This window comes from Pseudomonas sp. Je.1.5.c, from assembly GCF_051129895.1.
In the GTDB taxonomy this organism is placed as follows: domain Bacteria; phylum Pseudomonadota; class Gammaproteobacteria; order Pseudomonadales; family Pseudomonadaceae; genus Aquipseudomonas; species Aquipseudomonas urmiensis.
The window spans coordinates 82,024-108,958 of record NZ_JBCPSP010000015.1; the positions used below are offsets into that span (position 1 = coordinate 82,024).

At 63.4% G+C, this 26,935-nt stretch carries 23 protein-coding genes and 4 tRNA genes; 23 read left to right on the top strand and 4 right to left on the bottom strand.

Features of this window, described 5'->3' with window-relative positions; all coding sequences use genetic code 11:
* Window positions 1-130: 130 nt before the first annotated feature.
* The 14 genes from truA to AAZU54_RS13635 all read left to right on the top strand — a co-directional run bounded on the left by truA (window position 131) and on the right by AAZU54_RS13635 (window position 11,160).
* On the top strand, window positions 131-1,021 hold the full coding sequence (gene truA / locus AAZU54_RS13570) for a tRNA pseudouridine(38-40) synthase TruA (protein WP_186557685.1): 891 nt from the start codon (window positions 131-133) through the stop codon (window positions 1,019-1,021).
* Window positions 1,022-1,081: 60 nt separating this feature from the next.
* Window positions 1,082-1,702, top strand: coding sequence for a phosphoribosylanthranilate isomerase (locus AAZU54_RS13575; RefSeq protein WP_405128826.1), 621 nt, complete (start codon window positions 1,082-1,084; stop codon window positions 1,700-1,702).
* A gap of 274 nt (window positions 1,703-1,976) precedes the next feature.
* Entirely contained in the window at window positions 1,977-2,870 is an 894-nt protein-coding gene (accD, locus tag AAZU54_RS13580) for an acetyl-CoA carboxylase, carboxyltransferase subunit beta (RefSeq protein WP_186557687.1), read from the top strand.
* Window positions 2,870-4,177, top strand: a complete 1,308-nt coding sequence (folC, locus tag AAZU54_RS13585; RefSeq protein ID WP_392465542.1) for a bifunctional tetrahydrofolate synthase/dihydrofolate synthase — start codon at window positions 2,870-2,872, stop codon at window positions 4,175-4,177. Before accD ends, folC begins: the two co-directional genes overlap by 1 nt.
* Window positions 4,161-4,844, top strand: coding sequence for an SPOR domain-containing protein (locus AAZU54_RS13590; RefSeq protein ID WP_186557689.1), 684 nt, complete (start codon window positions 4,161-4,163; stop codon window positions 4,842-4,844). The genes folC and AAZU54_RS13590 overlap by 17 nt, the downstream gene beginning before the upstream one ends.
* Before the next feature lie 270 nt (window positions 4,845-5,114).
* Window positions 5,115-5,669, top strand: a complete 555-nt coding sequence (locus tag AAZU54_RS13595; protein ID WP_434727272.1) for a CvpA family protein — start codon at window positions 5,115-5,117, stop codon at window positions 5,667-5,669.
* Window positions 5,670-5,711: 42 nt separating this feature from the next.
* Window positions 5,712-7,217, top strand: a complete 1,506-nt coding sequence (gene purF / locus AAZU54_RS13600; RefSeq protein ID WP_186557691.1) for an amidophosphoribosyltransferase — start codon at window positions 5,712-5,714, stop codon at window positions 7,215-7,217.
* 15 nt (window positions 7,218-7,232) lie between these two features.
* On the top strand, window positions 7,233-8,444 hold the full coding sequence (locus tag AAZU54_RS13605) for an O-succinylhomoserine sulfhydrylase (RefSeq protein WP_186557692.1): 1,212 nt from the start codon (window positions 7,233-7,235) through the stop codon (window positions 8,442-8,444).
* Window positions 8,441-9,214: an SDR family oxidoreductase gene (locus AAZU54_RS13610; RefSeq protein WP_186557693.1), complete on the top strand. Its 774-nt coding sequence runs from the start codon at window positions 8,441-8,443 to the stop codon at window positions 9,212-9,214. The genes AAZU54_RS13605 and AAZU54_RS13610 overlap by 4 nt, the downstream gene beginning before the upstream one ends.
* A 233-nt stretch (window positions 9,215-9,447) precedes the next feature.
* Window positions 9,448-9,523, top strand: a tRNA-Val gene (locus AAZU54_RS13615).
* 79 nt (window positions 9,524-9,602) lie between these two features.
* Window positions 9,603-9,679 (top strand) — tRNA-Asp (locus AAZU54_RS13620).
* Window positions 9,680-9,776: 97 nt separating this feature from the next.
* A tRNA-Asp gene (locus tag AAZU54_RS13625) sits at window positions 9,777-9,853 on the top strand.
* Between the two features lie 139 nt (window positions 9,854-9,992).
* A tRNA-Asp gene (locus AAZU54_RS13630) sits at window positions 9,993-10,069 on the top strand.
* Between the two features lie 200 nt (window positions 10,070-10,269).
* Window positions 10,270-11,160, top strand: a complete 891-nt coding sequence (locus AAZU54_RS13635) for a DUF2242 domain-containing protein (protein ID WP_434727273.1) — start codon at window positions 10,270-10,272, stop codon at window positions 11,158-11,160.
* A 355-nt stretch (window positions 11,161-11,515) separates the two neighbouring features.
* On the opposite strand, the gene AAZU54_RS13640 is transcribed toward AAZU54_RS13635, so the two are convergent.
* On the bottom strand, window positions 11,516-12,556 hold the full coding sequence (locus AAZU54_RS13640) for an AraC family transcriptional regulator (RefSeq protein ID WP_186557298.1): 1,041 nt from the start codon (window positions 12,554-12,556) through the stop codon (window positions 11,516-11,518).
* Between the two features lie 3 nt (window positions 12,557-12,559).
* Complete coding sequence (locus AAZU54_RS13645; protein ID WP_312154863.1) at window positions 12,560-13,678, bottom strand: carbon-nitrogen hydrolase family protein; 1,119 nt, start codon at window positions 13,676-13,678, stop codon at window positions 12,560-12,562.
* 193 nt (window positions 13,679-13,871) lie between these two features.
* Between AAZU54_RS13645 and AAZU54_RS13650 the strand changes: the two genes are divergently transcribed.
* Together AAZU54_RS13650 and AAZU54_RS13655 are read left to right on the top strand one after the other, a co-directional pair.
* Window positions 13,872-15,908: an NADPH-dependent 2,4-dienoyl-CoA reductase gene (locus AAZU54_RS13650; protein ID WP_312154864.1), complete on the top strand. Its 2,037-nt coding sequence runs from the start codon at window positions 13,872-13,874 to the stop codon at window positions 15,906-15,908.
* Between the two features lie 114 nt (window positions 15,909-16,022).
* Window positions 16,023-16,922 carry a 1-aminocyclopropane-1-carboxylate deaminase/D-cysteine desulfhydrase gene (locus AAZU54_RS13655; RefSeq protein ID WP_189661970.1) on the top strand — a complete coding sequence of 300 codons (900 nt, stop codon included), beginning with the start codon at window positions 16,023-16,025 and terminating at the stop codon, window positions 16,920-16,922.
* Here AAZU54_RS13655 and AAZU54_RS13660 read toward each other — a convergent pair.
* The gene (locus tag AAZU54_RS13660) at window positions 16,913-17,458 is read right to left on the bottom strand and encodes a cytochrome b (RefSeq protein WP_186557295.1); all 546 of its coding nucleotides are present in this window, start codon (window positions 17,456-17,458) and stop codon (window positions 16,913-16,915) included. The genes AAZU54_RS13655 and AAZU54_RS13660 overlap by 10 nt on opposite strands.
* 194 nt (window positions 17,459-17,652) lie before the next feature.
* Between AAZU54_RS13660 and AAZU54_RS13665 the strand changes: the two genes are divergently transcribed.
* The gene (locus AAZU54_RS13665) at window positions 17,653-19,269 is read left to right on the top strand and encodes a WG repeat-containing protein (RefSeq protein ID WP_405128823.1); all 1,617 of its coding nucleotides are present in this window, start codon (window positions 17,653-17,655) and stop codon (window positions 19,267-19,269) included.
* An 89-nt stretch (window positions 19,270-19,358) separates the two neighbouring features.
* On the opposite strand, the gene AAZU54_RS13670 is transcribed toward AAZU54_RS13665, so the two are convergent.
* Window positions 19,359-20,348 (bottom strand): DUF1853 family protein, encoded by a 990-nt coding sequence (locus AAZU54_RS13670; RefSeq protein ID WP_434727274.1) that lies wholly within the window; start codon window positions 20,346-20,348, stop codon window positions 19,359-19,361.
* 44 nt (window positions 20,349-20,392) lie between these two features.
* Between AAZU54_RS13670 and AAZU54_RS13675 the strand changes: the two genes are divergently transcribed.
* Genes AAZU54_RS13675 through pepN form a run of 6 tightly spaced genes read left to right on the top strand, consistent with a single transcriptional unit; the run spans window position 20,393 to window position 26,895 of the window.
* The gene (locus AAZU54_RS13675) at window positions 20,393-21,283 is read left to right on the top strand and encodes an NAD(+) kinase (RefSeq protein WP_119139528.1); all 891 of its coding nucleotides are present in this window, start codon (window positions 20,393-20,395) and stop codon (window positions 21,281-21,283) included.
* Window positions 21,283-22,254: a metallophosphoesterase gene (locus AAZU54_RS13680; protein ID WP_312154682.1), complete on the top strand. Its 972-nt coding sequence runs from the start codon at window positions 21,283-21,285 to the stop codon at window positions 22,252-22,254. Before AAZU54_RS13675 ends, AAZU54_RS13680 begins: the two co-directional genes overlap by 1 nt.
* Window positions 22,251-23,123 (top strand): rhomboid family intramembrane serine protease, encoded by an 873-nt coding sequence (locus AAZU54_RS13685; protein WP_312154681.1) that lies wholly within the window; start codon window positions 22,251-22,253, stop codon window positions 23,121-23,123. Before AAZU54_RS13680 ends, AAZU54_RS13685 begins: the two co-directional genes overlap by 4 nt.
* A gap of 13 nt (window positions 23,124-23,136) precedes the next feature.
* Window positions 23,137-23,397 carry a YeaC family protein gene (locus AAZU54_RS13690; protein WP_186557290.1) on the top strand — a complete coding sequence of 87 codons (261 nt, stop codon included), beginning with the start codon at window positions 23,137-23,139 and terminating at the stop codon, window positions 23,395-23,397.
* Window positions 23,394-24,224, top strand: a complete 831-nt coding sequence (locus AAZU54_RS13695) for a DUF2797 domain-containing protein (RefSeq protein WP_186557289.1) — start codon at window positions 23,394-23,396, stop codon at window positions 24,222-24,224. Before AAZU54_RS13690 ends, AAZU54_RS13695 begins: the two co-directional genes overlap by 4 nt.
* A 13-nt stretch (window positions 24,225-24,237) precedes the next feature.
* Window positions 24,238-26,895, top strand: coding sequence for an aminopeptidase N (gene pepN / locus AAZU54_RS13700; RefSeq protein WP_434727275.1), 2,658 nt, complete (start codon window positions 24,238-24,240; stop codon window positions 26,893-26,895).
* Window positions 26,896-26,935: the final 40 nt, after the last annotated feature.

Consider the following 26,935-nt stretch of genomic DNA (forward strand, 5'->3'; position numbering starts at 1 on the left):
CCCACAGGTACCGCATTGATCTTGAGGGGCGTGCGATCCTTTTAGGAGCGGGCTTGCCCGCGAAGAGGGCGACGCGGCCCCTGATGCAAGCCCCGCAACGGCAGCCCAGAAGGCTGCCGTTGTCGTTATAATGCCGCCCTTCGTTCCATCCACAGGTTTCAGTTACTTGGACATCATCGACAACGACGCGGCCGAATCGGCGGCCGAAGGCTACTCGCGCATCGCCCTGGGCGTGGAATACAAAGGCGCTCGCTACCGCGGCTGGCAACGCCAGGCCAGCGGTGTGGCCAGTGTCCAGCAGGCCCTTGAGCAGGCGTTGTCGAAGGTGGCCAATGCGCCGATCTCGGTGGTCTGCGCCGGGCGCACCGACGCCGGCGTGCATGCCTGCGGGCAGATCGTGCACTTCGATACCAATGCCGTGCGCGATGAGCGCGCCTGGACCATGGGCACCAACTTCAACCTGCCGCGAGACATCAGCGTGGCCTGGGCGCAGCAGATGCCGGCGGATTTTCACGCGCGCTTCAAGGCCACTGCCCGGCGCTACCGCTACGTCATCTACAACGATCCGATCCGTCCGGCGCACCTGGCCGAGGAAGTCACCTGGAACCACCGCCCGCTGGACGTCGAGCGTATGGCCCAAGCGGCGCAATACCTGCTCGGTACCCATGACTTCAGCGCTTTTCGTGCCAGCCAATGCCAGGCCAAGTCGCCGGTCAAGCACATGTACCACCTGCGCGTCACCCGCCATGGCCAGATGATCGTCCTGGACATCCGCGCCACGGCGTTCCTGCATCACATGGTGCGCAACATCGCTGGGGTGCTGATGAGCATTGGCAGCGGCGAGCGGCCGATCGAGTGGGCCCGCGAAGTGCTGCAAAGCCGCGATCGCCGCGAGGCCGGGGTGACCGCGCATCCGTATGGCCTGTACCTGGTGCAAGTTGAGTACCCTGAGCAGTTCACCTTGCCCCAGCGTTACATCGGCCCACACTTTCTTACCGGTTTCGACGCCTTGGCAGACTGACGGGCGAAAAGTGATTTGCTAACATCCGGCCTTTCACCGATTACTCAAGGTTCGCCGTCCATGAGCAACGTTCGCAGCAAGATCTGCGGGATTACCCGCATCGAAGACGCCCTGGCCGCCGCCGAAGCCGGCGCCGATGCCATCGGCCTGGTCTTCTATGCCAAGAGCCCGCGTGCGGTGGACGTGCAGCAGGCGCGGGCGATCATTGCCGCGCTGCCGCCGTTCGTGACCACCGTTGGCCTGTTCGTCAATGCCTCGCGCTGCGAGCTCAACGAGATCCTCGAGGCGGTACCGCTGGACCTGCTACAGTTCCACGGCGACGAAACCCCGGCTGACTGCGACGGTTTTCACCGGCCCTGGATCAAGGCCTTGCGGGTGCGTCCTGGCGATGACCTTGAAGCTCAGTGCAAGCACTACGCCAATGCCAGCGGGATTCTCCTGGATACCTTCGTCGCCGGCGTCCCGGGGGGGACTGGCGAAGCTTTCGACTGGTCGCTGGTGCCGCCACGCTTGAGTAAACCGATTATCCTCGCTGGTGGTCTGAACCCGAGCAACGTCGGCCAGGCGATTGCCCAGGTTGGCCCTTATGCGGTGGATGTCAGCGGTGGGGTCGAGCAAGCCAAGGGCATCAAGGACGCCGCCAAGATCGAGGCGTTCGTGCGTGCAGTGAAGCAGGCGTGAAGGCAGATGTGACGGCTGGCCGCGCGCCATCGTCCATAGCTATCGCAGCCTTTTGCTGCCAGGCGCGCGTGCTGTTGCAGGCGCAGCCAGGTGCAGAGTCGGTGTCAATGGCGCCGGCATGACAGATTGAAGAGGGTTCGGTCGTTCGGTTGGCTTCGCGCAGTAGCGGGCCCCGGAGCCGGTCCATCATCGTTTCATTGAAGAATATGAGCTCAAGGGTAGGGCATGGCCGGCCAGATCGGTCCCCGCCCGCCAAATACTGGAGAAAGAAAGCATGAGCAACTGGTTAGTCGACAAACTGATCCCATCGATCATGCGTTCCGAGGTGAAGAAGAGCTCGGTACCGGAAGGCCTGTGGCACAAGTGCCCAGCCTGCGAGAACGTGCTGTATCGTCCTGAGCTGGAAAAGACCCTGGATGTCTGCCCCAAGTGTAATCATCACATGCGTATCGGCGCCCGTGCGCGCATCGACATCTTCCTCGACGCCGACGGCCGTGCCGAGCTCGGTGCCGATCTGGAGCCGGTTGACCGCCTGAAATTCCGCGACGGCAAGAAGTACAAGGACCGCCTGGCTGGCGCGCAGAAGCAGACCGGCGAGAAAGACGCCCTGATCTCCATGAGCGGCACCCTGATGGGCATGCCGATCGTGGTCAGCGCCTTCGAGTTCTCCTTCATGGGTGGCTCGATGGGTGCCATCGTCGGTGAGCGTTTCGTCCGTGCCGCCAACTACGCGCTGGAAAACCGCTGCCCGATGATCTGCTTCTCCGCCTCGGGCGGTGCACGTATGCAGGAAGCGCTGATCTCGCTGATGCAGATGGCCAAGACCTCGGCAGTGCTGGCGCGCCTGCGCGAAGAAGGCATTCCGTTCATCTCCGTGCTGACCGACCCGGTCTACGGTGGCGTTTCCGCCAGCCTGGCGATGCTTGGCGATGTGATCGTTGGCGAGCCTAAGGCGCTGATCGGCTTTGCCGGCCCGCGCGTCATCGAGCAGACCGTTCGCGAGAAGCTGCCAGAAGGCTTCCAGCGCAGTGAGTTCCTGCTCGAGCACGGCGCCATCGACCTGATCATCTCGCGTCACGAGCTGCGTCCGCGCCTGGCTCGCCTGCTGGCACAGATGACTGGCCAGCCGACCCCGGCCGAAGCTCAGGAAGTGGCGGCCGTCGCGTAATGACTCAACGTACCCTCGGCGACTGGCTCGCCTATCTCGAGCAGCTGCACCCTTCGGCCATCGACATGGGCCTGGAGCGTTCGCAACAGGTTCTCCAGCGGCTCGGGCTGGGCAAGCTGGCGCCTCGGGTAGTGACCGTTACCGGTACCAACGGCAAGGGTTCGACCTGTGCCTTCGTCGCCGCCTTGCTCCAGGCCCAGGGCCTCAAGGTCGGCGTCTACAGCTCGCCGCACCTGCTGCATTACAACGAGCGGGTGCGCATCGATGGCGTCGACGCCAGCGATGAGCAGTTGTGCCAAGCCTTCGCCGCCGTCGAGGCGGCGCGCGGCGAGATTTCCCTGACCTATTTCGAAATGGGCACCCTGGCGGCGTTCTGGCTGTTCCATCGGTCGGCTCTGGATGCCGTGGTGCTCGAAGTCGGCCTCGGTGGCCGGCTGGATGCGGTCAACCTGGTCGATGCCGACCTCGCGCTGGTTACCAGCATTGGCGTCGATCATGTCGACTACCTGGGCGATAGCCGCGAGTCAGTGGCCTTCGAAAAGGCCGGTATCTTCCGCCAGGGCAAACCGGCCCTGTGTGGCGATCTGCTGCCACCGCAACCGTTGCTGGACAAGGCCCGCGAGTTGGCCTGCCCGCTGTTGCTACGCGGGCGCGATTTCGATCTGGCCGAGACGGCTAATCATTGGCAGTGGCGTGGGCGCAAGCTCGATGGCGCGGCGGTCGAGTTGCATGACCTGCCGCTGCTCGACCTGCCGATGGAAAACGCCGCGCTGGCGTTGCAGGCCTACCTGTTGATGGGCTTGCCGTGGGAGGCCGGGCAAGTCCGCCAGGCCCTGCTCGATACTCGCATCACCGGTCGTCTGGATCGTCGTGCATTGGTCTGGCACGGCAAGCGCGTCGAGCTGCTCCTGGATGTGGGGCATAACCCCCATGCTGCCGAGTACCTGGCTCGTCGCCTCGCCGCACGAGCGCCGCAGGGCAAGCGCCTGGCGGTGTTCGGCCTGCTCGCCGACAAAGACCTGCAAGGCGTGGTAGCGCCGCTGCAGGGCCTGTTCGACAACTGGGCGGTGGCACCTTTGGCTACACCGCGCACGCGCCCGGCGGCTGAGTTGGCAACGGCCTTGACGAACCTCGGCGCTACGGTGAAGTCTTATGCCAGCGTCGAGGCTGCTTTGGAAGGACAGTGCGCGCAGGCGACGGCAGATGATCAGATCGTGCTGTTCGGTTCGTTTTTCTGTGTCGGTCAGGCCCTGGAATGGCTTGAACGGCAGGCTCCTGAGGGTGGAGTAGATGGCAGTGCTGGATAAGGGAATGAAACAGCGCATGGTTGGTGCGCTGGTGCTGGTGGCGCTGGCGGTGATCTTCTTGCCGATGTTATTCAGCCGCGAGGACGAAATGCGTCAGGTGCAGGTCGATGCGCCGCAGGCGCCGGCGATGCCGAGCTTGCCGCAAGTGCAGGTCGAGACGATCCAGGTGCCTGAGCAGCAGCCGGTAGCGGATCTGTCCGAACAGCCGCCAGTGGTCGTCGATGAGTCGACTGCACCGGCTAGCACGCCGAGCCAGCCGATTGCGCCGGCGCCGTCTGCCGTGCCGCAGGCCCAGGCGCCCGCCGCCAAGCCGGTGGCACCGGCGCCAGCGGCCAAGGTCGAGACCCGTCCGGCGGCAACTCCAGCGCCGGCGACAGCAGCCAGCGCCGCCAAGCCTGCAGCACCGTCGAAGATCGACGCCAATGGCCTGCCGGTGAGCTGGTCGATCCAGTTGGCCAGCCTGTCCAACCGTGTCGGTGCCGATAATCTGCAGAAAACCTTGCGCAGCCAGGGCTACAACGCCTATATCCGTTCTGCCGATGGCATGAACCGGGTGTATGTCGGGCCATTGATCGAGCGCGCCGAGGCCGAGCGTCTGCGTGATGTGATCAATCGCCAGCACAAGCTCAAGGGCTTCGTGGTCAGGTTCCAGCCGGAGCGTAGCTGACCACGGGCGCCTTCGTGTTCAAGGTATTTGCTGCCTGGCCTGAGGCTATCGCGGGGCTGGCCCGCTCCCACGCGGTACCTGCCTGGCCAGAATATTGGAGCCTACGCTTGCTACGTGGGAGCGGGCTTGCCCCGCGATAGCAGCAGCCGGGGTAAACCGTCCCTTGAGGCCATGTCGATGATGCCAATGCCTCAACGCCCCGACATTCCGCTTACCCCCGGCCCGCCGCTCTGGTAAAATGCGCCGCCTCAAACGTCTGCAGGCAGCACCGTGGCATTTACCTGGGTTGATTGGGCGATCATCGCGATCATCGCCGTTTCCACATTGATCAGTCTTACGCGCGGCTTCGTCAAGGAAGCCCTGTCGCTTATCATCTGGATAGTGGCGGGCGCTGTAGCCTGGATGTTCGGCGGTTCGTTGTCGCAGTACCTGGAAAGCTATATCCAGACGCCTTCGGCACGGGTCATCGCCGGCTGTACCATTCTTTTCATCGCCACCCTGATCGTTGGGGCGATGCTCAATTTCCTCATAGGCGAGCTGATCCGCGTAACCGGGCTGTCCGGTACCGATCGCTTCCTGGGCATGGCCTTTGGCGCCGCCCGGGGTGCCTTGCTGGTCGTCGTGGCGGTCGGGCTGCTGAGCCTGGGGCCGGTGCAACAGGATCCGTGGTGGCAGGAATCACGCCTGATACCACAATTTCTATTGGTCGCTGACTGGTCAAAAAACCTTATCCTAGGGATGACCGGTCAGTGGATGTCCAGTGGGGTCAGCGTACCTGCTGATCTTCCGTTCACGGAACAGTTGCTCGGGCCTGCCAGGCCTTGAGCGCTATTCACTCAAGTTTCATCAAAGTAGGGGTTGCGTCGCATGTGTGGCATCACCGGTATTGTCGGTAAGTCGAACGTCAATCAGGCGCTGTATGACGCGCTAACGGTCCTTCAGCACCGCGGCCAGGATGCTGCCGGTATCGTGACCAGCCATGACGGCCGGTTGTTCCTGCGCAAGGACAATGGTCTGGTGCGCGACGTCTTCCAGCAGCGGCACATGCAGCGTCTGGTCGGCCACATGGGTATCGGCCATGTGCGCTACCCGACTGCGGGCAGCTCGACTTCGGCCGAGGCCCAGCCGTTCTACGTCAACTCGCCTTATGGCATCACCCTGGCGCACAACGGCAACTTGACCAACGTCGAGCAGCTGGCCAAGGAGATCTACGAGTCTGACCTGCGCCACGTCAACACCAACTCCGATTCGGAAGTGTTGCTCAACGTGTTCGCCCACGAGTTGGCCGTACGCGGCAAGCTGCAGCCGACCGAAGAAGATGTGTTCGCTGCGGTTTCCCATGTTCACAGCCGCTGCGTCGGCGGCTACGCGGTCGTGGCGATGATCACCGGCTACGGCATCGTCGGCTTCCGTGACCCTAACGGTATCCGCCCGGTGGTATTTGGCCAGCGTCACACCGACGAAGGCGTCGAGTACATGATCGCCTCGGAAAGCGTGGCGCTGGACGTGCTCGGCTTCACCCTGATCCGCGACCTGGCGCCGGGCGAGGCGGTGTACATCACCGAAGAAGGCCAACTGTACACCAAGCAGTGCGCGACCAATCCGCAGCTCAAGCCGTGCATCTTCGAACACGTCTACCTGGCCCGTCCTGACTCGATCATGGATGGCGTCTCGGTGTACAAGGCGCGTCTGCGCATGGGTGAGAAGCTGGCCGAGAAAATTCGCCGCGAGCGCCCTGAGCACGACATCGACGTGGTTATCCCGATCCCGGACACCAGCCGCACCGCCGCGCTGGAGCTGGCCAACCACCTGGGCGTCAAGTTCCGCGAAGGGTTCGTCAAGAACCGCTACATCGGCCGTACCTTCATCATGCCCGGCCAGGCCGCGCGCAAGAAATCGGTCCGACAGAAGCTCAACGCCATCGAGCTTGAGTTCCGCGGCAAGAACGTGATGCTGGTCGACGACTCGATCGTGCGTGGCACCACGTGCAAGCAGATCATCCAGATGGCCCGCGAGGCCGGTGCCAAGAACGTCTACTTCTGCTCCGCCGCTCCGGCGGTGCGTTACCCCAACGTCTACGGCATCGACATGCCGAGTGTTCACGAACTGATCGCCCACAACCGTACCACCGACCAGGTGGCCGAGTTGATCGGCGCCGATTGGCTGGTCTACCAAGACCTGCCAGACCTGATCGAATCGGTCGGTGGCGGCAAGATCAAGATCGAGCATTTCGATTGCGCAGTGTTCGACGGTGAGTACGTCACCGGCGACATCGACGACGCCTATCTGGAACGCATCGAGCAGGCCCGCAACGATGCGGCCAAGGTCAAGACCCAGGCAGTCAGCGCGATCATCGACCTGTACAACAACTGATTTGGGAGCGACGGCATGAGTGATCAATGGGATGCCGGGCGACTGGACAGCGACCTGGAGGGTGTCGGTTTCGACACCCTGGCGGTGCGCGCCGGTCAGTACCGCACGCCGGAGGCCGAACACAGCGACCCGCTGTTCTTCACCTCCAGCTATGTATTCCGCACGGCTGCCGATGCGGCTGCGCGCTTTGCCGGTGAAACACCGGGCAACGTTTATTCGCGCTACACCAACCCGACCGTGCGCGCCTTCGAAGAGCGCCTGGCGGCGCTGGAAGGTGCAGAACAGGCCGTGGGTACGTCCACGGGCATGTCGGCGATCCTGTCCACGGTGATGGCGCTGTGCAGCGCCGGTGACCATGTGCTGGTGTCGCAGAGCGTATTCGGTTCGACCATCAGCTTGTTCGAGAAGTATTTCAAGCGCTTTGGCGTGCAAGTGGACTACGTGCCGCTGGCTGACCTGAGCGGTTGGGAGCGGGGCATCAAGGCCAACACCAAGCTGCTGTTCGTCGAGTCGCCATCCAACCCCTTGGCGGAGCTGGTGGATATCGCCGCGCTGGCCGAGATCGCCCATGCCCGTGGTGCGATGCTGGTGGTGGACAACTGCTTCAGCACCCCGGCGCTGCAGCAGCCGCTCAAGCTCGGGGCCGACATCGTCGTGCATTCGGCGACCAAGTTCATCGACGGCCAGGGCCGTTGCATGGGCGGCGCCGTGGCGGGTCGTAGCGAGCAGATGAAAGAAGTGGTGGGCTTCCTGCGCACTGCGGGGCCGACCTTGAGTCCATTCAACGCCTGGGTGTTCCTCAAGGGTCTGGAAACGCTCAAGTTGCGCATGCGTGCCCACTGCGAGGGCGCCAAGGCGCTGGCGCAGTGGCTGGAGCAGCAAGAGGGCGTGGAGAAAGTCCATTACGCCGGTCTTGCCAGCCATCCACAGCACGAGTTGGCCAAGCGCCAGATGAGCGATTTCGGCGCAGTGGTGAGCTTTGAGGTCAAGGGCGGCAAAGACGGCGCCTGGCGCTTCATCGATGCCACGCGTCTGCTTTCGATCACCGCTAACCTGGGTGACAGCAAGACCACCATCACCCACCCGGCCACCACCTCCCACGGCCGTCTGTCGCCGCAAGAGCGCGAGGCTGCCGGAATCCGCGACAGCCTGATCCGCATTGCAGTGGGCCTGGAAGATGTCGCTGACCTGCAAGCCGACCTGGCACGTGGGCTGGCTGCGCTGTGATCGACTGGAAGGGCGGCGAACCGGGCCATAACGGTCGGGTAGCCCTGGTTACCGGTGCCGCACGCGGCATCGGCCTGGGCATCGCTGCCTGGCTTATCTGCGAAGGTTGGCAGGTGGTACTCAGCGACCTTGACCGGCCGCGCGGCGCCAAGGTGGCCAAGGCACTTGGCGACAATGCCTGGTTCATCACCATGGATGTCGCCGACGAAGCCCAGGTCAGTGCCGGGGTCTCCGAGGTGCTTGGGCAGTTTGGTCGATTGGACGCGTTGGTGTGCAACGCGGCCATTGCCAACCCGCACAACCACACCCTCGAGAGTTTGAGCCTGGCTCAATGGAATCGGGTGCTGGCGGTCAACCTCAATGGGCCGATGCTATTGGCCAAGCACTGTGCACCTTATCTGCGCGCCCATGGCGGGGCGATCGTCAATCTGACCTCGACCCGTGCACGCCAGTCCGAGCCCGATACCGAGGCTTATGCGGCGAGCAAGGGTGGCCTGCTGGCGCTGACCCATGCCCTGGCGATGAGCCTGGGTCCGGAGATCCGTGTCAATGCAGTCAGCCCGGGTTGGATCGATGCGCGTGATCCTGCCCAACGCCGTGCCGAGCCGTTGAGCGATGCTGACCATGCCCAGCATCCTGCGGGCAGGGTAGGGACCGTGGAAGATGTCGCGGCGCTGGTGGCCTGGCTGTTGTCCAGGCAGGCGGGGTTCGTCACTGGTCAGGAGTTTGTGGTCGACGGCGGCATGAGTCGTAAGATGATCTACACCTGAGCGGTAAGCAGAAAGACAAGAAGAGGCCATAGGGTCTCTTTTTCGTTTTTGCGCGAGGATGGCGGTGTTGCCTGGGCCAACCTCTTTACCGGCAAGCCCACTCTGCAGAAGACCTAAGGTTTTTTGCTCTTTTTGAAAAAAAATTCAATGGGGGTATTGACTTAGCATCGGTACCTGCGTAAATTTCGCGGCCTCAGCGAAGCAAACGTAACACGCAACACAAGCAGCACAATGGGTGATTAGCTCAGCCGGGAGAGCATCTGCCTTACAAGCAGAGGGTCGGCGGTTCGATCCCGTCATCACCCACCACTTCCTGAGACGTTCCTGAACTTGGAGCCTTCGCAAGAAGCTTCCTAATCGAGAGGAGCAGGACGCAAGTCCACTATGCGCAGCGGTAGTTCAGTCGGTTAGAATACCGGCCTGTCACGCCGGGGGTCGCGGGTTCGAGTCCCGTCCGCTGCGCCACTTTTCTCCAGATGGGTGCTTGTCACCGGTCTGAGGTACTAAGGCCAAGCCTTGGTGCCAGATCCCAGTTTCAATCGGGCGCAAGCCTGAACGATACGCAGCGGTAGTTCAGTCGGTTAGAATACCGGCCTGTCACGCCGGGGGTCGCGGGTTCGAGTCCCGTCCGCTGCGCCATCTTCTGCTACGAGGCCCCTTGAACGCCTCGCAGCAAAACAAGAGAAGCGATTAAGATATCGCTTTTTTTGTGCCTGACTTCCAAGTGCGACTTGGAAAGCAGATCCCAGTTTCAATTGGGCGCAAGCCTGAATGATACGCAGCGGTAGTTCAGTCGGTTAGAATACCGGCCTGTCACGCCGGGGGTCGCGGGTTCGAGTCCCGTCCGCTGCGCCATCTTCGCCTCCAGGCCCCTTGAACGCCTGAGGCAACACAGAGAAAGCGACCTTCGGGTCGCTTTTTTTGTTTCTAAAGCCTAGTGTTTCTCCATGGCGCAAGATTTACACGAACCTGACAGTGTCTTCACCGATCAGCGGTTTCAGTACCGGGTGATGTGATGCACAATAGGCGCCATTCGTCTTTTTCCGGTATCTAAGATGTCCAGATCATCCGTCTTCGGTGCGCTCGGGCTGGCCCTTGTGCTGGCGGGCGTATCCGGTTGCTCCTCGAAAAAAACCGCAGTCTACGAGCACGAGAACTTCGATGACTCGGGCACCTTCTCGCGCAGCTTCCCGGTCAGTGAAGCCGGCTCCTGCGAGGCCGCCCGTCGTGCCTTGCTCAGCCAGGGCTACATCATCACCAGCAGCGGTGCCAATCAGATCGCTGGCAACAAAAGCTTTCAGCAGAACAGCGAAAACCACCTGCAGATCAGCTTCAACGTCACCTGCGCGCCTGACAGCAGCGACGAACAGCGCTCGACCATGTTCGCCAACGCCCTGCAGGATCGCTATGCGCTGAAAAAATCCAACACCTCTGCCAGCCTTGGCGTCGGTGTATTGGGCTCGGTGTCGATGCCCATTGGCTCTAGCGACGACTCCATGGTCAAGGTTGCCAGCGAGACGGTGACTGCGCCGCAGTTCTACGAGCGTTATTTCGCCTTGGTCGAAAGCTTCCTGCCCAAACCGAAGAAAACCAAGAAGGCCCAGCCCCAGGCTGAGGCGCCGAAAGCTGACAAACCAGCACCGGCCTTGGGCCTGCCTGAGCAGGCACCTTCCGCCTTGGCGCCAGCACCGCAGGGCACGCCTGCGGTTGCCGCCAGCGAGCAGCCTGCGGCTACAGCACCGGTCGAGGCACCGATTGCAGCGCCTGCGACTGAGCCCATTGCGCCCCCACCGCCTGCCGCAGTTGCGCCTGCCAGTGAAGTTCAGCCAGCGCCGGCGGTGGATGACAGTCAGGGCTCCCAGCCGATTGCGCCGCCTAGCGAGGCTACGCCAATCCAAGTGCAGCAACAGGCTCCCGCCACTGAGCCGGCTCCTGCGCCGCTTTAATTGATCACGGGGCGGTGCCGGCCTCTTCGCGGGCAAGCCCGCTCCCACAGGCACCCCGTTGAGTTCGAAGCCAGCGCGGTACCTGTGGGAGCGGGCTTGCCCGCGAAAAGGCCGGCGCTGCTAGCGCATAAACTTCTGTTACAGCTTGCCCCTGATAACGTGTCGAACCCCTGCTACGTTTACCACTCATAAGACTGTCATCAATGGTTCATCCGGCCGGCTTAGCTTGGCCTGGACACCAAACAAATCATGAGTGAAGAGGACGTAGGGCGATGGACGATTATCAAGAAGAACTGCTCGAATTCCAGGCCTACGAACTGGACATCCCGGAACCTACCGACGACGCCACCGAGCTCTAGCCGGTGCGCCGCTGATTGCGGCGAAACTCTCCCGGCGTCAGGCCCGTCCAACGCTTGAATGCGCGCTGGAAGGCCTCAGCCGAGGCAAACCCCAACAGATAGGCGATCTCGCCAAAGGCCAGTTCCGTGTCGCGGATATAGGTCTCGGCCAAGTCGCGCCGCGTGTCGTTGAGCAGGTTGCGAAACCGCGTGCCTTCTTCGGCCAGCTTGCGCCGCAAGGTCCAGGTTGGCAGTTCCAGATGCTGCGCCACCTCTTCCAGGTCAGGTTCCCGGCCGCCATTGAGCAATGGCCCGAGCAGATGGGTAATGCGCTCGCCAAGGCTACGCACACGGGTACGCTGGGCGAGTTCTGCCTCGCACAGCTGTAACAGGTGCTGCCAGGTGCTGGGGCAGTGCTGGGGATTGACCAGCGACAGCGTTTCTCGGCTCAGGCGCAATTGATTGTGCGCCGCGCCGAACTGCACGTTGTTGCTGCACAGGGCTTGGTACTGGCTTGCATAGTGCGGGGCATCGAATTCGATGTCCATGCGCTCGGCCAACACCTGTATGCCTGCCAACTGACCCAGCTGGGCCAGCCAGCCGGCCAGCAGCGAGTCGACTACGAAGCGGTTGTAGCCGTTGTAGGGGCTGATCGAGTAGAAGCGCAGCCAGGCACCCTGAGCGTCCTCGATGAACAGCGAGCGGCCGCGATAGTTGGCCGCATACAGCGGCTCGTAGCGCAGCAAGGTACGCGCAGCTTCACCTACGCTGGGTGCCTGGGCCGCAGTGACGCCAGCCAGGCCCGCCTGAGCCAGGCGGCTCAGTTGCCCCATGCGCAGGCCCAGCGCTGGATCGCCACTGAGCTCGATGGCGGCATGCCCCAGGTGCATGTAGCGCGGGATCGACAGGCGTGCGCAGGGCTCGGCAACGCGCGCCGCATCCAGCCCATAGCGTTGCAGCAGCGGCAGCGGGTCGTGGCCTGACTGGCGCAATGCCTCGGCCAGCGGCTGGACGAAACCTACCGAAAGGTCACCCAGGCGTACGCGGGGGCGCGGCATCGGTCACAACCACAGGTTGAGCAAGCGCGCACCAGGGTGCTGGCTGCCGGCCAGCTGCTCGCCAGCATGGTTGGCAAAACCTTGGCCATCGCCGCCCAGCTCCCAGAACTGGCCGCGCAGGAATACGCTCATGCTGGTGATGCCAGCGTTGGCGGCCAAGGTCAGTTGCTGCCAGGCCGTCTGCTCGCTGACCTCGCCGCGCTGCACCGGCAGGTCGGCGGCAGCATCCTGATGGCGGTTACCGCGCCAAGGTGCACTCCAGCTGCCCTTGCCGCTGAGAAACACCGGATTGGCGATCAACTGCACCGACTGCCCAGCCAGCTGGCGGTAGTTTTCTGGGTACCAACTGTCGCTGCCCACCAGCACGCCAAGCCGGCCTGCGGGGGTCTGAATCACTTGCAGGGGGTGCTTGCGACCGTCATGAATGTAGCGGCGCACCTCGCTGTCGGGGAATTGCTGCAGTTGTGGCTGACCGAGCACGGCGCCATTGCTGCCGAACACCAGGCTGCTGTTGAACAGCGGGCCGTTGCCTGCGTACAGCACACCTTTTTCCACGTAAGGGGCCGGCAACACGATCGAGCCCGCCACCAGGGTGACGCCGAACTCCTTGGCCAGGCCGCCAAACAGGGCCTGGTAGTCGGCGGCCATTTGCCCGGCCTTCATCCGTAGATGGGCGTCGGCGCGGCGATCATCGCCGGTGGCCCAGAGCATGGCCAAGCCATAGCGCAGCGGGTTGCTCAACTCCAGCCACTGCACTGCCTCGCGCTGCTGGGTGACCTGGTACAGCTGGTTTTTTTCGCCGCGCGCCCACAACCAGGTGCCGATGTGTTCTGGCAGCACGACCACTGTGCGCGAATTGATCAAGCCTTGGCCGCGCGCCTGCTGCAGATAGGCCGACAGCTTGCGGTGCAGGCGTTGCAGGTTCTGGTAATCACTGGGGTTGAGCTGCGGCTCGACGCCCAGCAGGTTGCCGTGTTCGCCCGGCACGCCCTGGTTGAGCGCCAGTTCGATGCGCAAATCGGAGAGGTAGTGGCCTTCCGGACGCTGCAGGGTCCAGAAACCATAGCCACACAGGGCGGCGATCATCACCAGCGCCAGGGCGCTTGCCAGGAGTTTGCGCATGAAGCGGTCAGGCACCATCGGAACAAAGGTGTCCTAGGGTAGACCTGCTGTGCAGCAGGATCAATAAGTTGTCAGTTTCGATCATTGAGCCGGTTCAAACGGCTGTTTAATGTCGTCACCAGATAAACGACGGGGCCCGCATGGTACGTGAGGCACCCGCATACCGTGATCACGCCACATGGGGAGTACATCCATGGCCGCCGACCGTTACCCGCACCTGCTCGCCCCGTTGGACCTGGGCTTCACCACGCTGCGCAACCGCACCCTGATGGGGTCGATGCACACCGGCCTCGAAGAGCGCCCAGGCGGCTTCGAGCGCATGGCGGCGTACTTTGCCGAGCGCGCCCGTGGCGGAGTCGGCTTGATGGTCACCGGCGGCATTGCCCCCAACGATGAAGGTGGGGTGTACTCGGGCGCGGCCAAGCTGAGCACCGAGGAAGAAGCCGACAAGCACCGCATCGTCACCGACGCCGTGCACGCGGCAGACGGCAAGATCTGTTTGCAGATCCTCCACGCTGGGCGCTACGCCTATAGTCCGCGGCAGGTGGCACCCAGCGCCATTCAAGCGCCGATCAACCCGTTCAAGCCCAAGGAGCTGGACGAGGAGGGCATCGAGAAGCAGATCCACGACTTCGTCAACTGCGCAGCGCTCGCCCAACGCGCTGGCTACGACGGCGTCGAGATCATGGGTTCGGAAGGCTACTTCATCAACCAGTTCCTCGCCGCGCACACCAACCATCGCACCGACCGTTGGGGTGGCAGCTACGAGAACCGCATGCGTCTGGCGATCGAGATCGTCAGCCGCGTGCGTGCAGCGGTAGGACCGAACTTCATCATCATTTTCCGCCTGTCGATGCTCGACTTGGTCGAGGGCGGCAGCAGCTGGGACGAGATCGTGCTGTTGGCCAAGGCCATCGAAAAGGCCGGCGCCACCCTGATCAACACCGGCATCGGCTGGCACGAGGCGCGGATTCCGACCATCGCCACCAAAGTACCGCGCGCGGCCTTCAGCAAGGTCACCGCCAAATTGCGCGGCGAGGTGCAGATTCCGCTGATCACCACCAACCGCATCAACACCCCGGAAGTGGCCGAAGCGGTGCTGGCCGAAGGCGATGCCGACATGGTGTCCATGGCCCGGCCGTTCCTGGCCGACCCAGACTTCGTCAACAAGGCCGCTGCTGGCCGTGCTGATCTGATCAATACCTGCATCGGCTGCAACCAGGCCTGCCTGGACCACACCTTTGGCGGCAAGTTGACCAGTTGCCTGGTCAACCCACGGGCCTGCCACGAAACCGAGCTCAACTACCTGCCGGTGGCCCAGGCCAAGCGCATCGCGGTAGTCGGCGCCGGCCCGGCTGGGCTGGCCGCCGCCACCGTGGCCGCCGAGCGTGGTCACCAGGTGACCCTGTTCGATGCGGCGGGCGAAGTTGGCGGGCAGTTCAACGTGGCCAAGCGGGTGCCGGGCAAGGAAGAATTCTTCGAGACCCTGCGCTACTTTGCCAACAAAGTGAAATCCACTGGGGTCGAGCTGCGCCTCAATACCCGGGTGGGCGTCGATGAGCTGGTGTCCGCCGGCTTTGACGAGATCATCCTCGCCACCGGTATCTCCCCCCGCAACCCAGCCATCCCCGGCATCGACCACGCCAAGGTGCTCAACTACCTGGACGTGCTGCTCGAGCGCAAGCCGGTGGGTAACCGCGTGGCAGTGATTGGCGCGGGCGGGATTGGTTTTGACGTTTCCGAGTACCTGGTACACAAGGGCGTGGCCACCAGCCAGGACCGTGAAGCGTTCTGGAAAGAGTGGGGTATCGATGCCCACCTGCAAGCCCGTGGCGGCGTTGCCGGGATCAAGGCCCAGCCACATGCGCCGGCGCGCCAGGTGTACCTGCTGCAACGCAAGAAAACCAAGGTCGGCGATGGCCTGGGCAAGACCACTGGCTGGATTCACCGCACGGGTTTGAAGAACAAACAGGTGCAGATGCTCAACAGTGTCGAATACCTCGGGATCGATGACGACGGCCTGCATGTGCGCATCGGCGATGGCGAGCCGCAGGTGTTGGCGGTGGATAACGTGGTGATCTGCGCAGGCCAGGAGCCAATGCGCGAATTGCACCAAGGCTTGGTTGCGGCGGGGCAGTCGGTGCACCTGATCGGCGGCGCCGATGTGGCAGCTGAGTTGGATGCCAAGCGGGCGATCAATCAAGGCTCGCGCTTGGCGGCTGAGCTGTAGGCATCTGGGCTGACTAAGCGGGGCAAGCCCGCTCTTGCAGGGATCTTCACAACCTCTGTGGGAGCGGGCTTGCCCCGCGATGGCATCGGCCCAGGCAACTGATAGACTCGCGCCATGATTGCTGATTTCGACTGTCTCCCCATCGCCCCACTGCAACCGTTGCCAATCCCATGGCTCGACCACGCCCGCATCCAGGCAGCGGTCTTGCGCCTGGACCTGATCGACCCGCTGATCAGCGGCAACAAGTGGTTCAAGCTGCGCGATCACCTGATCCAGGCTAAAAACGCCCAAGCCCCCGGGCTGATCGGCCTCGGCGGCAACCATTCCAACCATCTGCACGCCCTTGCCGCTGCCGGCAAACGCTTTGGCTTCGCCACCGCCGGCCTGCTTCGCGGCCATCCGCAAGACACGCCAACCGTGCGCGATCTGCAAGCCCTGGGCATGCACCTGCACTGGCTCGGCTATGGCGGCTACCGCGCGCGCAATGAGCCGGGGTTCTGGGCGCCGTGGCAGGCGCGTTATCCAGGCTGGCAGTGCATCCCCGAAGGCGGAGGTGGCCTGGCAGGCGCGCAGGGCTGCCGGCTTATCGTCGAGCAGGCGCAGGCCCAGTTGGGTGCGCTAGGCTGGGATGATTACGATGGCTGGTGGCTCGCAGCAGGGACTGGCACGACCTTGGCCGGCCTGGTCCTGGCCGAGGCGGGCAGGCGCCAGGTACACGGGGCGCTGGCTGTGCCCGCTGATCACGGCGTTGCGCAGACGGTCGCAGGCCTGGTCGGCGAAAGCGGCTACCAGTTGCACGATGCCTGCCGTGGCGGCTTTGCCCGCATTGATCCCGAGCTGCTGGCCTTCATCGAGCGAACCGAGCGCGACAGCGGCCTGCCGCTCGAAGCCCTGTACACCGGCAAGGCCCTGCTGGCCCTGCGTGAGCACGCCGAGGCAGGTTTGTTTGCCCCCGGCAGCCGCCTGATCTTCGTGCACACAGGCGGGCTGCAGGGCCGCCGCGGTTACTTGTAGGGCAGCATGCGCAGCAGGGTGTTGTCGCGCCGTACATAGTGGTGATACAGCCCGGCCAGGGCATGCAGGCCGATCAGCCAATAGCCCCAACTGCCAATCCGCTCGTGCCAGCCCTTGATGAACTTGGCCTGATCCGGGTCGGCGCCAATCAGCGCGGGCAGCTCCAGCCCATAGAACGGAATCGGCTTGTCCGCCGCGCTGAGAATCAGCCAGCCGGCCAGCGGCAGGCCGATCATCATCAGGTACAGCAGCGCGTGAACCAGGTGGCCAAGGCCCGTCTGCCAGGCCGGGGGCTTGGGCACGATCGCGGGTGCCGGGTGCAGCGCGCGCATGGCCAGGCGCAGCCAGACCAGCACGAACACCGTCAGGCCCAGCATGAAGTGCAGGTCTTTCATCAGGTTGCGCTCGGCGCTGTCCTTGGGGAACAGGCCGCGTAGCTCGATGCAGGCGTACACGGCTGCCAGCAGCACCAGCATCAGCCAGTGCAGGGCGATCGACAGGCGTGCGTAGTGTGGCGTGGGGGTGGATGACAGCATGGGCGGTCCTCTTGTTCAGGTCATCAGGTCGAAAACGGCGCTCTTGCTGGCACCTGGCTTAACTCTAACCGCTGGCTGGAATATTTCTTTGCTTCAGATCGGGTAATCGTTGCCGACATAGCAAACTGGATGATGGCACTGAGCTATTGACTCTGGCGTATCCGCTTCACCTATCGCACAAGGATTCTGTGTAAATGAAACACCTCCCGACTGCCGCCAAGGCAGCGCTGTACTCGACCTTTTCCACGCTGCTGCTGGGCTGCCAGCAGACCCCCGAGGCGCTCAAGCCGATTAGCGCAATGACCATCCCGGTCTGCGTCAACGATCAATGCGCGGTGCTCGACCAGACCGGTGCGCTGCGCGTAGGGCCGGACAACGATTACCAGGCGATCTACGCCCAACCCATGGCCGACAGCTTCATTTTTGGCCGCGACGGTTACTGGAACCTGGCCAGTGGCGATGGCAAGCAGGTGCTCAAAGCCAACTTCACCGACGAGTTGTACAGCCTGACTCCGGGCTACTTCGGCTTCGTGCGCGAGGGCAAGGTCGGGGTCATGGATGAGCAGGGCAAGGAAGTCCAGCCAGCAGTTTTCGATGATGTCTTCGTCGGCGGCGACAACGATTTCATCGTCTACGAAGTCAACCAAAAGCGCGGCATCCTCAGTGTCACTGGCGAGAAGGTCAGCGAACCACTGTTCGACTCGATGGTGGTGCGTGACGATTTCACCAAGCGCGGCAATTGGGTGCTGGCTGAACACGATGGCCAAAGCTGGGGTTACAACCTGGCCAGCAAGGTGCTGCAGAAACTTGAGTTCGACAGCATCGAAAGCGCTGCCGATGGGCATCTGGTGGTCGCCAAGGAAGGCGTCACTGGCGTGGGGCTGGCCGATGCTGCGGGCAATCTGCTGATCCCGATCGGTCAGTACTCGCTGGGTACCCCTGGTGGCGGGCTGGTGGCGTTCAAGACCGCCTACGACAGCGCCTGCGGTTATCTCGACTACCAAGGCAAGGTGGTCATCCAGGCCACCTTCGAGACCTGTGAAACCTTCGGCAAGAGCGCTGGCATGGTGCAGCTGCGCCGCACCGAACAAGGTCGCGGCAAGGCCGGCATGATCGATCACACCGGCAAATGGCTGATCGAGCCGCAGTACGACTCGATCGGTGATGCAGGCCTGGGTGTGCTTGGCATGAGCGGGCATCGCCCAGGCTTCAATCACATCGGTAAGCTGCAGAGCGCATTTTTGGCCACCTACGGCACCGTCGACCTGGACCAGGGCACGGTAGTGTTCCAGCCCAGCTACAGGCAGATCGGGGTGATCACGTCAGAGCGCTTCGCCTTCTCCGAGGCCCAGTCACCAAGCAAATCTATCAAGGTCTTTGGCATGGACAGTCCGGTGCAGACCGTGGGTGTGATGGACGCCAAGGGCAAGGTGTTGATCAAGCCGGAGCAGTTCGTGGCGGTCAAGCTCACGGCCGACCAGCATCATCTGCTCGCTGCCGAAGGCAGCACGGACGACGCCAACCGCGCGCTGTACAACCTCGATGGCAAGCTGCTGGTGCCGGCCAAGTGGCAGGACGTGCGAGTCGATGAAGCGCGTGGGGCGATCTTTGCCTATCAGGTGCAGGGTAATGGCGACGATGCCGTGCGCAGCTTGCGCGCGCTGTATCGCCTGGATGGCAGTGTGGTGTTCGACACCAATCGACTGCCGTGCGGGGCTGAGCAGGTGGTCGATGGCAAGGGCAAGGTGCTCTGGCCGGCCGATCCGCAGGCGCATTGCCCGCAGGCGGAGCCGGTGGCTGATGCGTCCTGACAGCCAGTAGATGGGTGTCGAGTGGACCGGCCGCTGAGTTCCTTGTAGGAGCGGGCTTGCCCCGCGATGAGGCCGGTCCACTCAACCCTTCAATCAGGCAGGTGCGGCCAACTGTCAACCACCAGAAACACCCGCTCCACCTCCTGCCAAACGCCATCCTCACCTTGCTCCAGCCTGACCAGCAACTGCGCCGGAGCAAAGCCATCGAGCTGGGCCAACCAGCCATCAAAGCGCTCGGCTGTCCAGCACGCTGGCTGCTCGATGCGCGCCGGTGCCAGCCATTCATGCCGGGCCAAGGGCTGCCAACGGCCGTCCGCCAGGCGCGAGCGATAAGCCATCCAATCCCGCCGATGCAGCCAGCGCCCGCGCAGATGCTGGGCATTGGCGCCTGCCGGTGGCTGCGTATGCCCAGGGCTTGGGTAGAACAGATACCCCCCCAGCCATAGATGCGCCTGCACCTCGCTCACCCCCAGCGTTGCCAGAATCGCGCGGCTTTGCGGGCGAGCCGAGATCGGCAATTGATGCCCGAGCAGATGCGCCAGCTTAAGGTCCAGGCGGTCGTGGCAGCCGGGGCCAAGCCAGTGCGCCGGATCATGCCCATCGCCCCCAGGCGGGCCGAGGTAGAGCTTGATCGCCAACTCCAGATGGTGCACGCCTTGGCAGTCGCGCAGCAGGATGTCCAGCTCGCCAAGCGTGTGTCCGCCCTCGCGGATGGCCAGGTTGGCGGCCAGCAACTCGACGCCTGGGGCGTGGCTCAGGGCAAATTGCCAAAGACTTTCGTAGTACAGGCCCAGGCGCCGGCTGGTGAGCCGCGCCAGCCAGTCGCGCAAGGCGTGCTCGTCGCGATCCAGCGTCCGCAGCCAGTGGGCCAGGCGCTGTGGGTCCGCGGCCCAGGCACTGGCCGCCAGCGGGTGGCGCTGGGGGCAGGGCGGGTCGTCCAGCAGGGGGGGCGACAGTATCGCCCAGGCCAGATCGCGCACGTGTGGGCGCTGCAGTTGGCGGGGCAGGTCGCTCAGGTCGGCGAACGGCGTCATCCTGCGAGCATAGCCGGTTTGCCGCTGGCCGGTCGTTTCGCCCATAATCCTCGTTATCGTTACCCGCCGCAGAGCCTTGCAGGAGCACCATGGAGCAATTTCGCAATATCGGTATCATCGGCCGCCTTGGCAGCTCCCAGGTGCTCGACACCATCCGCCGACTGAAAAAATTCCTCCTCGACCGCCATCTGCACGTGATCCTCGAGGACACCATCGCCGAAGTGCTGCCCGGCCACGGCCTGCAGACCTCCACGCGCAAACTGCTCGGCGAGGTCTGCGACCTGGTCATCGTGGTCGGCGGCGATGGCAGTCTGCTGGGCGCCGCCCGCGCCTTGGCCCGGCACAACATCCCGGTACTGGGCATCAACCGTGGCAGCCTGGGCTTTCTCACCGACATCCGCCCGGATGAACTGGAGGTCAAGGTCGCCGAGGTGCTCGACGGCCATTACCTGGTGGAAAACCGCTTTTTGCTGCAAGCCGAAGTGCGTCGCCACGGCGAGGCCATCGGCCAGGGCGATGCGCTCAACGACGTGGTGCTGCACCCCGGCAAGTCGACGCGGATGATCGAGTTCGAGATCTACATCGACGGGCAGTTCGTCTGCAGCCAGAAGGCCGACGGCCTGATCGTCGCCACCCCGACCGGCTCCACCGCCTACGCCCTGTCGGCCGGTGGGCCGATCATGCATCCCAAGCTCGACGCCATCGTCATCGTGCCGATGTATCCGCACACCTTGTCGGGGCGGCCGATCGTGGTCGATGGCAACAGCGAGCTGAAGATCGTCGTCTCGCAAGACCTGCAGATCTATCCGCAGGTGTCCTGTGATGGCCAGAACCACTTCACCTGCGCCCCGGGCGATACCATCACGGTGAGTAAAAAGCCGCAGAAACTGCGCCTGATCCATCCGCTCGACCACAATTACTACGAGGTCTGCCGCACCAAACTCGGCTGGGGCAGCCGCCTGGGAGGTGGAGGCGACTGATGCTCGATCCGGCGCGAAGTTTCGACATCATCGGCGACGTGCATGGCTGTGCACAGACCCTCGAACGCCTGCTCGACACCCTCGGCTACAAGCGCGTGGCGGGTGTCTGGCGGCATCCAAGGCGCCAGGCGCTGTTCCTCGGCGACATCGTCGACCGCGGCCCGCGCATCCGTGAGGCGCTGCATATCGTCCACGACATGGTCGAGGCCGGCCAGGCGTTCTGCATCATGGGCAACCATGAATACAACGCCCTGGCCTGGGTCACCCCGGCGCTGCCGGGCAGTGGCAAGACGTTCGTGCGCGAGCACACCCCGCGCCATGCGCGGCTGATCGATGAAACCCTGACCCAGTTCGCCCAGCATCCGGCCGACTGGCATGATTTTCTCGACTGGTTCTATGAGCTGCCGCTGTTCGTCGACGCGGGTCGGTTCCGCCTGGTGCACGCCTGCTGGGACCCACGTCTGATCGAGCCCCTGCGTCAGCAGTACCCCCGAGGTTGCATCGACGAGCATTTCGTCCAGGCCTCGGCAGTGTCCGGCAGCTTCGCCTCGACCGTGTGCAACCGCCTGTTGCGTGGTACCGACATGCGCCTGCCGGACGGCTTGACCCTGACCGGCGGCGACGGCCTGACCCGGGCCTTTTTCCGTACCAAGTTCTGGGAAGAAGACCCGCAAACCTACGGCGATATCGTCTTCCAGCCCGATGCCTTGCCTGACGCTGTGGCCAGTACGCCGCTCAGTCACACCCAGAAAAATGCCCTGCTGCGCTACGACGAAGACGAGCCGTTGCTGTTCGTCGGCCATTACTGGCGCAGCGGCCGGCCCGCGCCGATCCGCCCCAACCTGGCCTGTCTGGACTACAGCGCCGTGCTCTACGGCAAGCTGGTGGCATACCGGTTGGATGATGAAACCCGCATCGACCCCCACAAGTTCGTCTGGGTCGATGTCGACCGCCCACAGGCCAATCAATGAACGTGATCGAAGTGCTGCGCTTGCCGTTGGCGGTCGACCTCAGTGGTTTCGTCGGCCTGCTGCGCCGTCTGCAGGTGCCCCATCGGGTGGTCGAGGAGGGCCAGGAGCAAGTGCTGTGGGCACCGCCGAACCTTGCTGAAGATGTGCGCCAGCTGTACCAGCGCTACCCCGAAGGCAATGACCAGATCGAACTGCCGGCCGAGGCCCAGGCCAATCTGCCGCAGCGCCCGTCACTGGCCGAACAGGCCCGGGCCTGCAAGGTCACGGCCGGGGTCCTGCTGCTGTGCGTGGTGGTCGCCGGGCTCACCGGCCTTGGCGACAACCTGTCGACTATCGGCTGGTTCACCTTCCTCGATTTTCGCGTGCAGGGTGAATACCTGTACTTCACCTCTCTGGCCCAGGGCCTGGCCGAAGGCCAATGGTGGCGGCTGGTGTCGCCGATGCTGCTGCACTTCGGCGTGCTGCACCTGGCGATGAACGGCCTGTGGTACTGGGAGCTGGGCAAGCGCATCGAACTGCGCCAGGGGCCATGGGTGTTATTGAGCCTGACCCTGTTGTTCAGCCTGGTATCCAACCTGGCCCAGCACTACGTGGGCGGGCCGAGCCTGTTTGGTGGCTTGTCTGGCGTGTTGTATGGGCTGCTCGGCTATGTCTGGCTCTATCAGTGGCTGGCGCCCAACCCTCATTACAGCCTGCCCAAGGGCGTGCTGGTGATGATGCTCATCTGGCTGGTGGTATGCCTGTCGGGCGTCATCAGCCAACTCGGCTTCGGCCAGATCGCCAACGCCGCGCATGTCGGCGGCCTGCTCATCGGATGCCTCGCTGGCCTCTTGGGCGGTGGCCTTGCCCGGCGTAAACTGTCGGCTTGATTCAGGAGACCCTATGTCCACCTTCGCGCAAATGATCGAAAACATCACCCCGGAAATCTACCAGAGCCTGAAAACGGCGGTGGAACTGGGTAAATGGGCTGACGGGCGCAAGCTCACCGTCGAGCAGAAAGAGCTGTCGCTGCAGGCGGTGATCGCCTGGGAGATGCAAAACCTGCCCGAAGAACAGCGCACCGGTTACATGGGCCCGCAGGAGTGCGCATCGAAATCCGCACCGATCGCTAACATTCTGTTCAAGTCGGACTCGGTACATTGATCGAACTCGCTCGTGGCTCTTTGAGCAAGATGGCGGTGCGTCTTGAAGCACCGGTCGTGCAGTACAGCTTTCGCCTCGGCGAACAGCACGTGCCAGTCAATCCGCTGATCGGCAAGTCGCTGCGCCTGGAATACCTCGGTGCTATCCACTGCAGCCATTGCGGCAAGCGCACCAAGACCAGCTTCAGCCAGGGCTACTGCTACCCATGCATGACCAAGCTGGCCCAGTGCGACATGTGCATCATGGCGCCTGAACGCTGCCACTACGACGCCGGCACCTGCCGCGAGCCGTCCTGGGGCGAGCAGTTCTGCATGACCGACCATGTGGTCTACCTGGCCAACTCGTCGGGGATCAAGGTCGGCATCACCCGCGCCACCCAACTGCCGACCCGCTGGCTCGACCAGGGCGCCAGCCAGGCCCTGCCGATCATGCGCGTGGCCACCCGCCAGCAATCCGGCCTGGTCGAAGATGTGCTGCGCAGCCAGGTGCCCGATCGCACCAACTGGCGCACCCTGCTCAAGGGCGATGCCCAGGTGCTGGACCTGCCTGCCATCCGCGAACAGATCTTCGATGCCTGCGCCGATGGCATCCGCACCTTGCAGGAGCGCTTTGGCCTGCAAGCGATCCAGCCGCTGCCGCAAGCAGAGGTGGTAGAGATGCGTTATCCGGTCGAGGCTTATCCGAAAAAGATCGTCAGCTTCAACCTCGACAAGGACCCGATCGCCGAAGGCACCCTGCTCGGGATCAAGGGTCAGTACCTGATTTTCGACACCGGCGTGATCAATATTCGCAAATACACGGCCTACCAGCTGGCCGTGCATCAGTAAAAAGGACAGCCACATGCGCACCGAACAACCGCAAGTGATCTACCTCAAGGACTACCAGGCGCCCGAGTACCTGATCGACGAGACGCACCTGACCTTCGAGCTGTTCGAGGACCACAGCCTGGTCCATGCGCAACTGGTGATGCGCCGCAACCCTGCGCGTGGCGCCGGGCTGCCGCCGCTGGTGCTCGACGGCCAGCAGTTGCAGCTGCTCAACGTGCAGCTGGATGACCAGCCGCTGTCCGCCGCCGACTACCAGATCGACGACGACAGCCTGACCCTGCAGCCCAAGGCCGATAGCTTCACCCTCGACACCACGGTGAAGATCCACCCGGAAAGCAACACTGCGCTGGAAGGCTTGTACAAGTCGGGCAAGATGTACTGCACCCAGTGCGAGGCCGAGGGCTTTCGCAAGATCACCTATTACCTCGACCGCCCGGATGTGATGAGCACGTTCACCACCACGGTGATTGCCGAGCAGCATCGCTATCCGGTGTTGCTGTCCAACGGTAACCCGGTCGGCAGCGGACCGAGTGAGGACGGCCGGCATTGGGCGACCTGGGAAGACCCGTTCAAGAAACCGGCCTACCTGTTCGCCCTGGTCGCTGGCGACTTGTGGTGCGTGGAGAACAGCTTCACCCGTCAGTCCGGCCGTGAGGTGACCTTGCGCATCTATGTCGAGGAAGAGAACCTCGACAAGTGCGAACACGCCATGACCAGCTTGAAGAAGTCCATGCGCTGGGATGAACAAGTCTATGGCCGTGAATACGACCTGGACATCTTCATGATCGTTGCGGTCAACGACTTCAACATGGGCGCCATGGAAAACAAGGGCCTGAACATCTTCAACTCCAGCTGTGTGCTGGCCCGTGCCGAAACCGCCACCGACGCTGCCCACCAGCGCGTCGAAGGGGTCGTGGCGCACGAGTACTTCCACAACTGGACCGGCAACCGCGTGACCTGCCGCGACTGGTTCCAGCTGTCGCTCAAGGAAGGCTTCACGGTGTTTCGCGACGCCGAGTTCAGCGCCGACATGAACTCGCGCACGGTCAAGCGCATCGAGGACGTCGCCTACCTGCGCACTCACCAGTTCGCCGAAGACGCCGGGCCCATGGCTCATCCGGTGCGCCCGGACAGCTTCATCGAAATCTCCAACTTCTACACCCTCACGGTGTACGAGAAGGGCGCTGAAGTGGTCGGCATGGTCCGCACCTTGCTCGGCGCCGAGGGCTTTCGCAAAGGCAGCGACTTGTACTTCGAGCGCCACGATGGCCAGGCAGTGACCTGCGATGACTTCATCAAGGCCATGGAAGACGCCAATGGCGTCGACCTGACCCAGTTCAAGCGCTGGTACAGCCAGGCCGGCACGCCGCGCCTGGAGGTCAGCGAGGCCTATGACGCCGCTGCTCAGTGCTACAGCCTGACCTTCCGCCAAAGCTGCCCGCAGACCCCGGACAAGGCAGAAAAACTGCCGTTCGTGATCCCCGTGGCCCTGGGCCTGCTGGATGCCCAGGGCAATGATCTGCCGCTGCGTCTGCAAGGCGAAGCCGCTGCCCAGGGGACCAGCCGCGTGCTGTCGTTGACCGAGGCCGAGCAGACCTTCACCTTCCAAGACGTTGCCGCCAAGCCGTTGCCCTCGCTGCTGCGTGGCTTCAGCGCGCCGGTCAAGCTGAGCTTCCCCTACGATCGCGATCAGCTGATGTTCCTCATGCAGCACGACAGCGACGGCTTCAACCGCTGGGAGGCCGGCCAGCAGTTGTCGGTGCAGGTGTTGCAGGAACTGATCGGCCAGCACCAGCGTGGCGAAGCGCTCACCCTCGACCCACGTCTGATTACCGCGCTGGGCACGGTGCTGGGCAATGAGTCGCTGGATCCGGCGATGGTCGCCGAAATGCTCTCGCTGCCAGGTGAGGCTTACCTGACCGAGATCAGCCAGGTGGCGGACGTCGACGCGATCCACGCCGCCCGTGAGTTCGCCCGCAAGCAGATCGCCGATCAGCTGTTCGATGCCTTGTGGACGCGTTATCAGGCCAACCGCGACGTGTCGCGCAAGACTGCCTATGTCGCTGCGGCCGAGCACTTCGCCCGTCGCAGCCTGCAGAACATCGCGCTGTCGTACCTGATGCTCAGCGCCAAGCCGCAGGTGCTGGAGGCGACCCTGGAGCAGTTCGAGCAGTGTGACAACATGACCGAGCGCCTGACCGCGTTGGCGGTGCTGGTCAACTCGCCGTTCGCAGCCGAGCGCGCCAAGGCGCTTGAGGCCTTCGCCGAGCACTTCAAGGACAACCCGCTGGTCATGGACCAGTGGTTCAGCGTCCAGGCGGCCAGCGCGCTGCCCGGTGGCCTGGCGCGGGTCAAGGCGTTGATGCAGCACCCGGCGTTCACCCTGAAGAACCCGAACAAGGTGCGAGCCTTGATTGGCGCCTTTGCTGGGCAGAACCTGGTCAACTTCCATGCGGCCGATGGTTCTGGCTATCGCTTCCTGGCGGACCTGGTGATCGAGCTCAATGCGCTGAACCCGCAGATTGCCTCGCGCCAGCTGGCGCCGCTGACGCGCTGGCGCAAGTATGACGCTGCGCGTCAGGCGTTGATGAAGGCAGAGCTTGAGCGGATTCTGGCGTCTGGGGCGCTGTCCAGCGATGTGTATGAGGTGGTGAGCAAGAGCCTGGCCTGAAACCGGGTTGAACCCATCGCGGGGCAAGCCCGCTCCCACG

Coding starts and splice junctions, on each gene's coding strand:
- accD (WP_186557687.1), top strand. CDS start 1,977: ATGAGCAACTGGTTAGTCGACAAACTGATCCCATCGATCATGCGTTCC.
- AAZU54_RS13655 (WP_189661970.1), top strand. CDS start 16,023: ATGATTGCTGATTTCGACTGTCTCCCCATCGCCCCACTGCAACCGTTG.
- AAZU54_RS13665 (WP_405128823.1), top strand. CDS start 17,653: ATGAAACACCTCCCGACTGCCGCCAAGGCAGCGCTGTACTCGACCTTT.
- pepN (WP_434727275.1), top strand. CDS start 24,238: ATGCGCACCGAACAACCGCAAGTGATCTACCTCAAGGACTACCAGGCG.
- AAZU54_RS13590 (WP_186557689.1), top strand. CDS start 4,161: ATGGCAGTGCTGGATAAGGGAATGAAACAGCGCATGGTTGGTGCGCTG.
- AAZU54_RS13675 (WP_119139528.1), top strand. CDS start 20,393: ATGGAGCAATTTCGCAATATCGGTATCATCGGCCGCCTTGGCAGCTCC.
- AAZU54_RS13635 (WP_434727273.1), top strand. CDS start 10,270: ATGTCCAGATCATCCGTCTTCGGTGCGCTCGGGCTGGCCCTTGTGCTG.
- AAZU54_RS13650 (WP_312154864.1), top strand. CDS start 13,872: ATGGCCGCCGACCGTTACCCGCACCTGCTCGCCCCGTTGGACCTGGGC.
- AAZU54_RS13575 (WP_405128826.1), top strand. CDS start 1,082: ATGAGCAACGTTCGCAGCAAGATCTGCGGGATTACCCGCATCGAAGAC.
- folC (WP_392465542.1), top strand. CDS start 2,870: ATGACTCAACGTACCCTCGGCGACTGGCTCGCCTATCTCGAGCAGCTG.
- AAZU54_RS13640 (WP_186557298.1), bottom strand. CDS start 12,556: ATGCCGCGCCCCCGCGTACGCCTGGGTGACCTTTCGGTAGGTTTCGTC.
- AAZU54_RS13660 (WP_186557295.1), bottom strand. CDS start 17,458: ATGCTGTCATCCACCCCCACGCCACACTACGCACGCCTGTCGATCGCC.
- AAZU54_RS13645 (WP_312154863.1), bottom strand. CDS start 13,678: ATGCGCAAACTCCTGGCAAGCGCCCTGGCGCTGGTGATGATCGCCGCC.
- AAZU54_RS13680 (WP_312154682.1), top strand. CDS start 21,283: ATGCTCGATCCGGCGCGAAGTTTCGACATCATCGGCGACGTGCATGGC.
- AAZU54_RS13685 (WP_312154681.1), top strand. CDS start 22,251: ATGAACGTGATCGAAGTGCTGCGCTTGCCGTTGGCGGTCGACCTCAGT.
- AAZU54_RS13605 (WP_186557692.1), top strand. CDS start 7,233: ATGAGTGATCAATGGGATGCCGGGCGACTGGACAGCGACCTGGAGGGT.
- truA (WP_186557685.1), top strand. CDS start 131: ATGCCGCCCTTCGTTCCATCCACAGGTTTCAGTTACTTGGACATCATC.
- AAZU54_RS13690 (WP_186557290.1), top strand. CDS start 23,137: ATGTCCACCTTCGCGCAAATGATCGAAAACATCACCCCGGAAATCTAC.
- AAZU54_RS13670 (WP_434727274.1), bottom strand. CDS start 20,348: ATGGGCGAAACGACCGGCCAGCGGCAAACCGGCTATGCTCGCAGGATG.
- purF (WP_186557691.1), top strand. CDS start 5,712: ATGTGTGGCATCACCGGTATTGTCGGTAAGTCGAACGTCAATCAGGCG.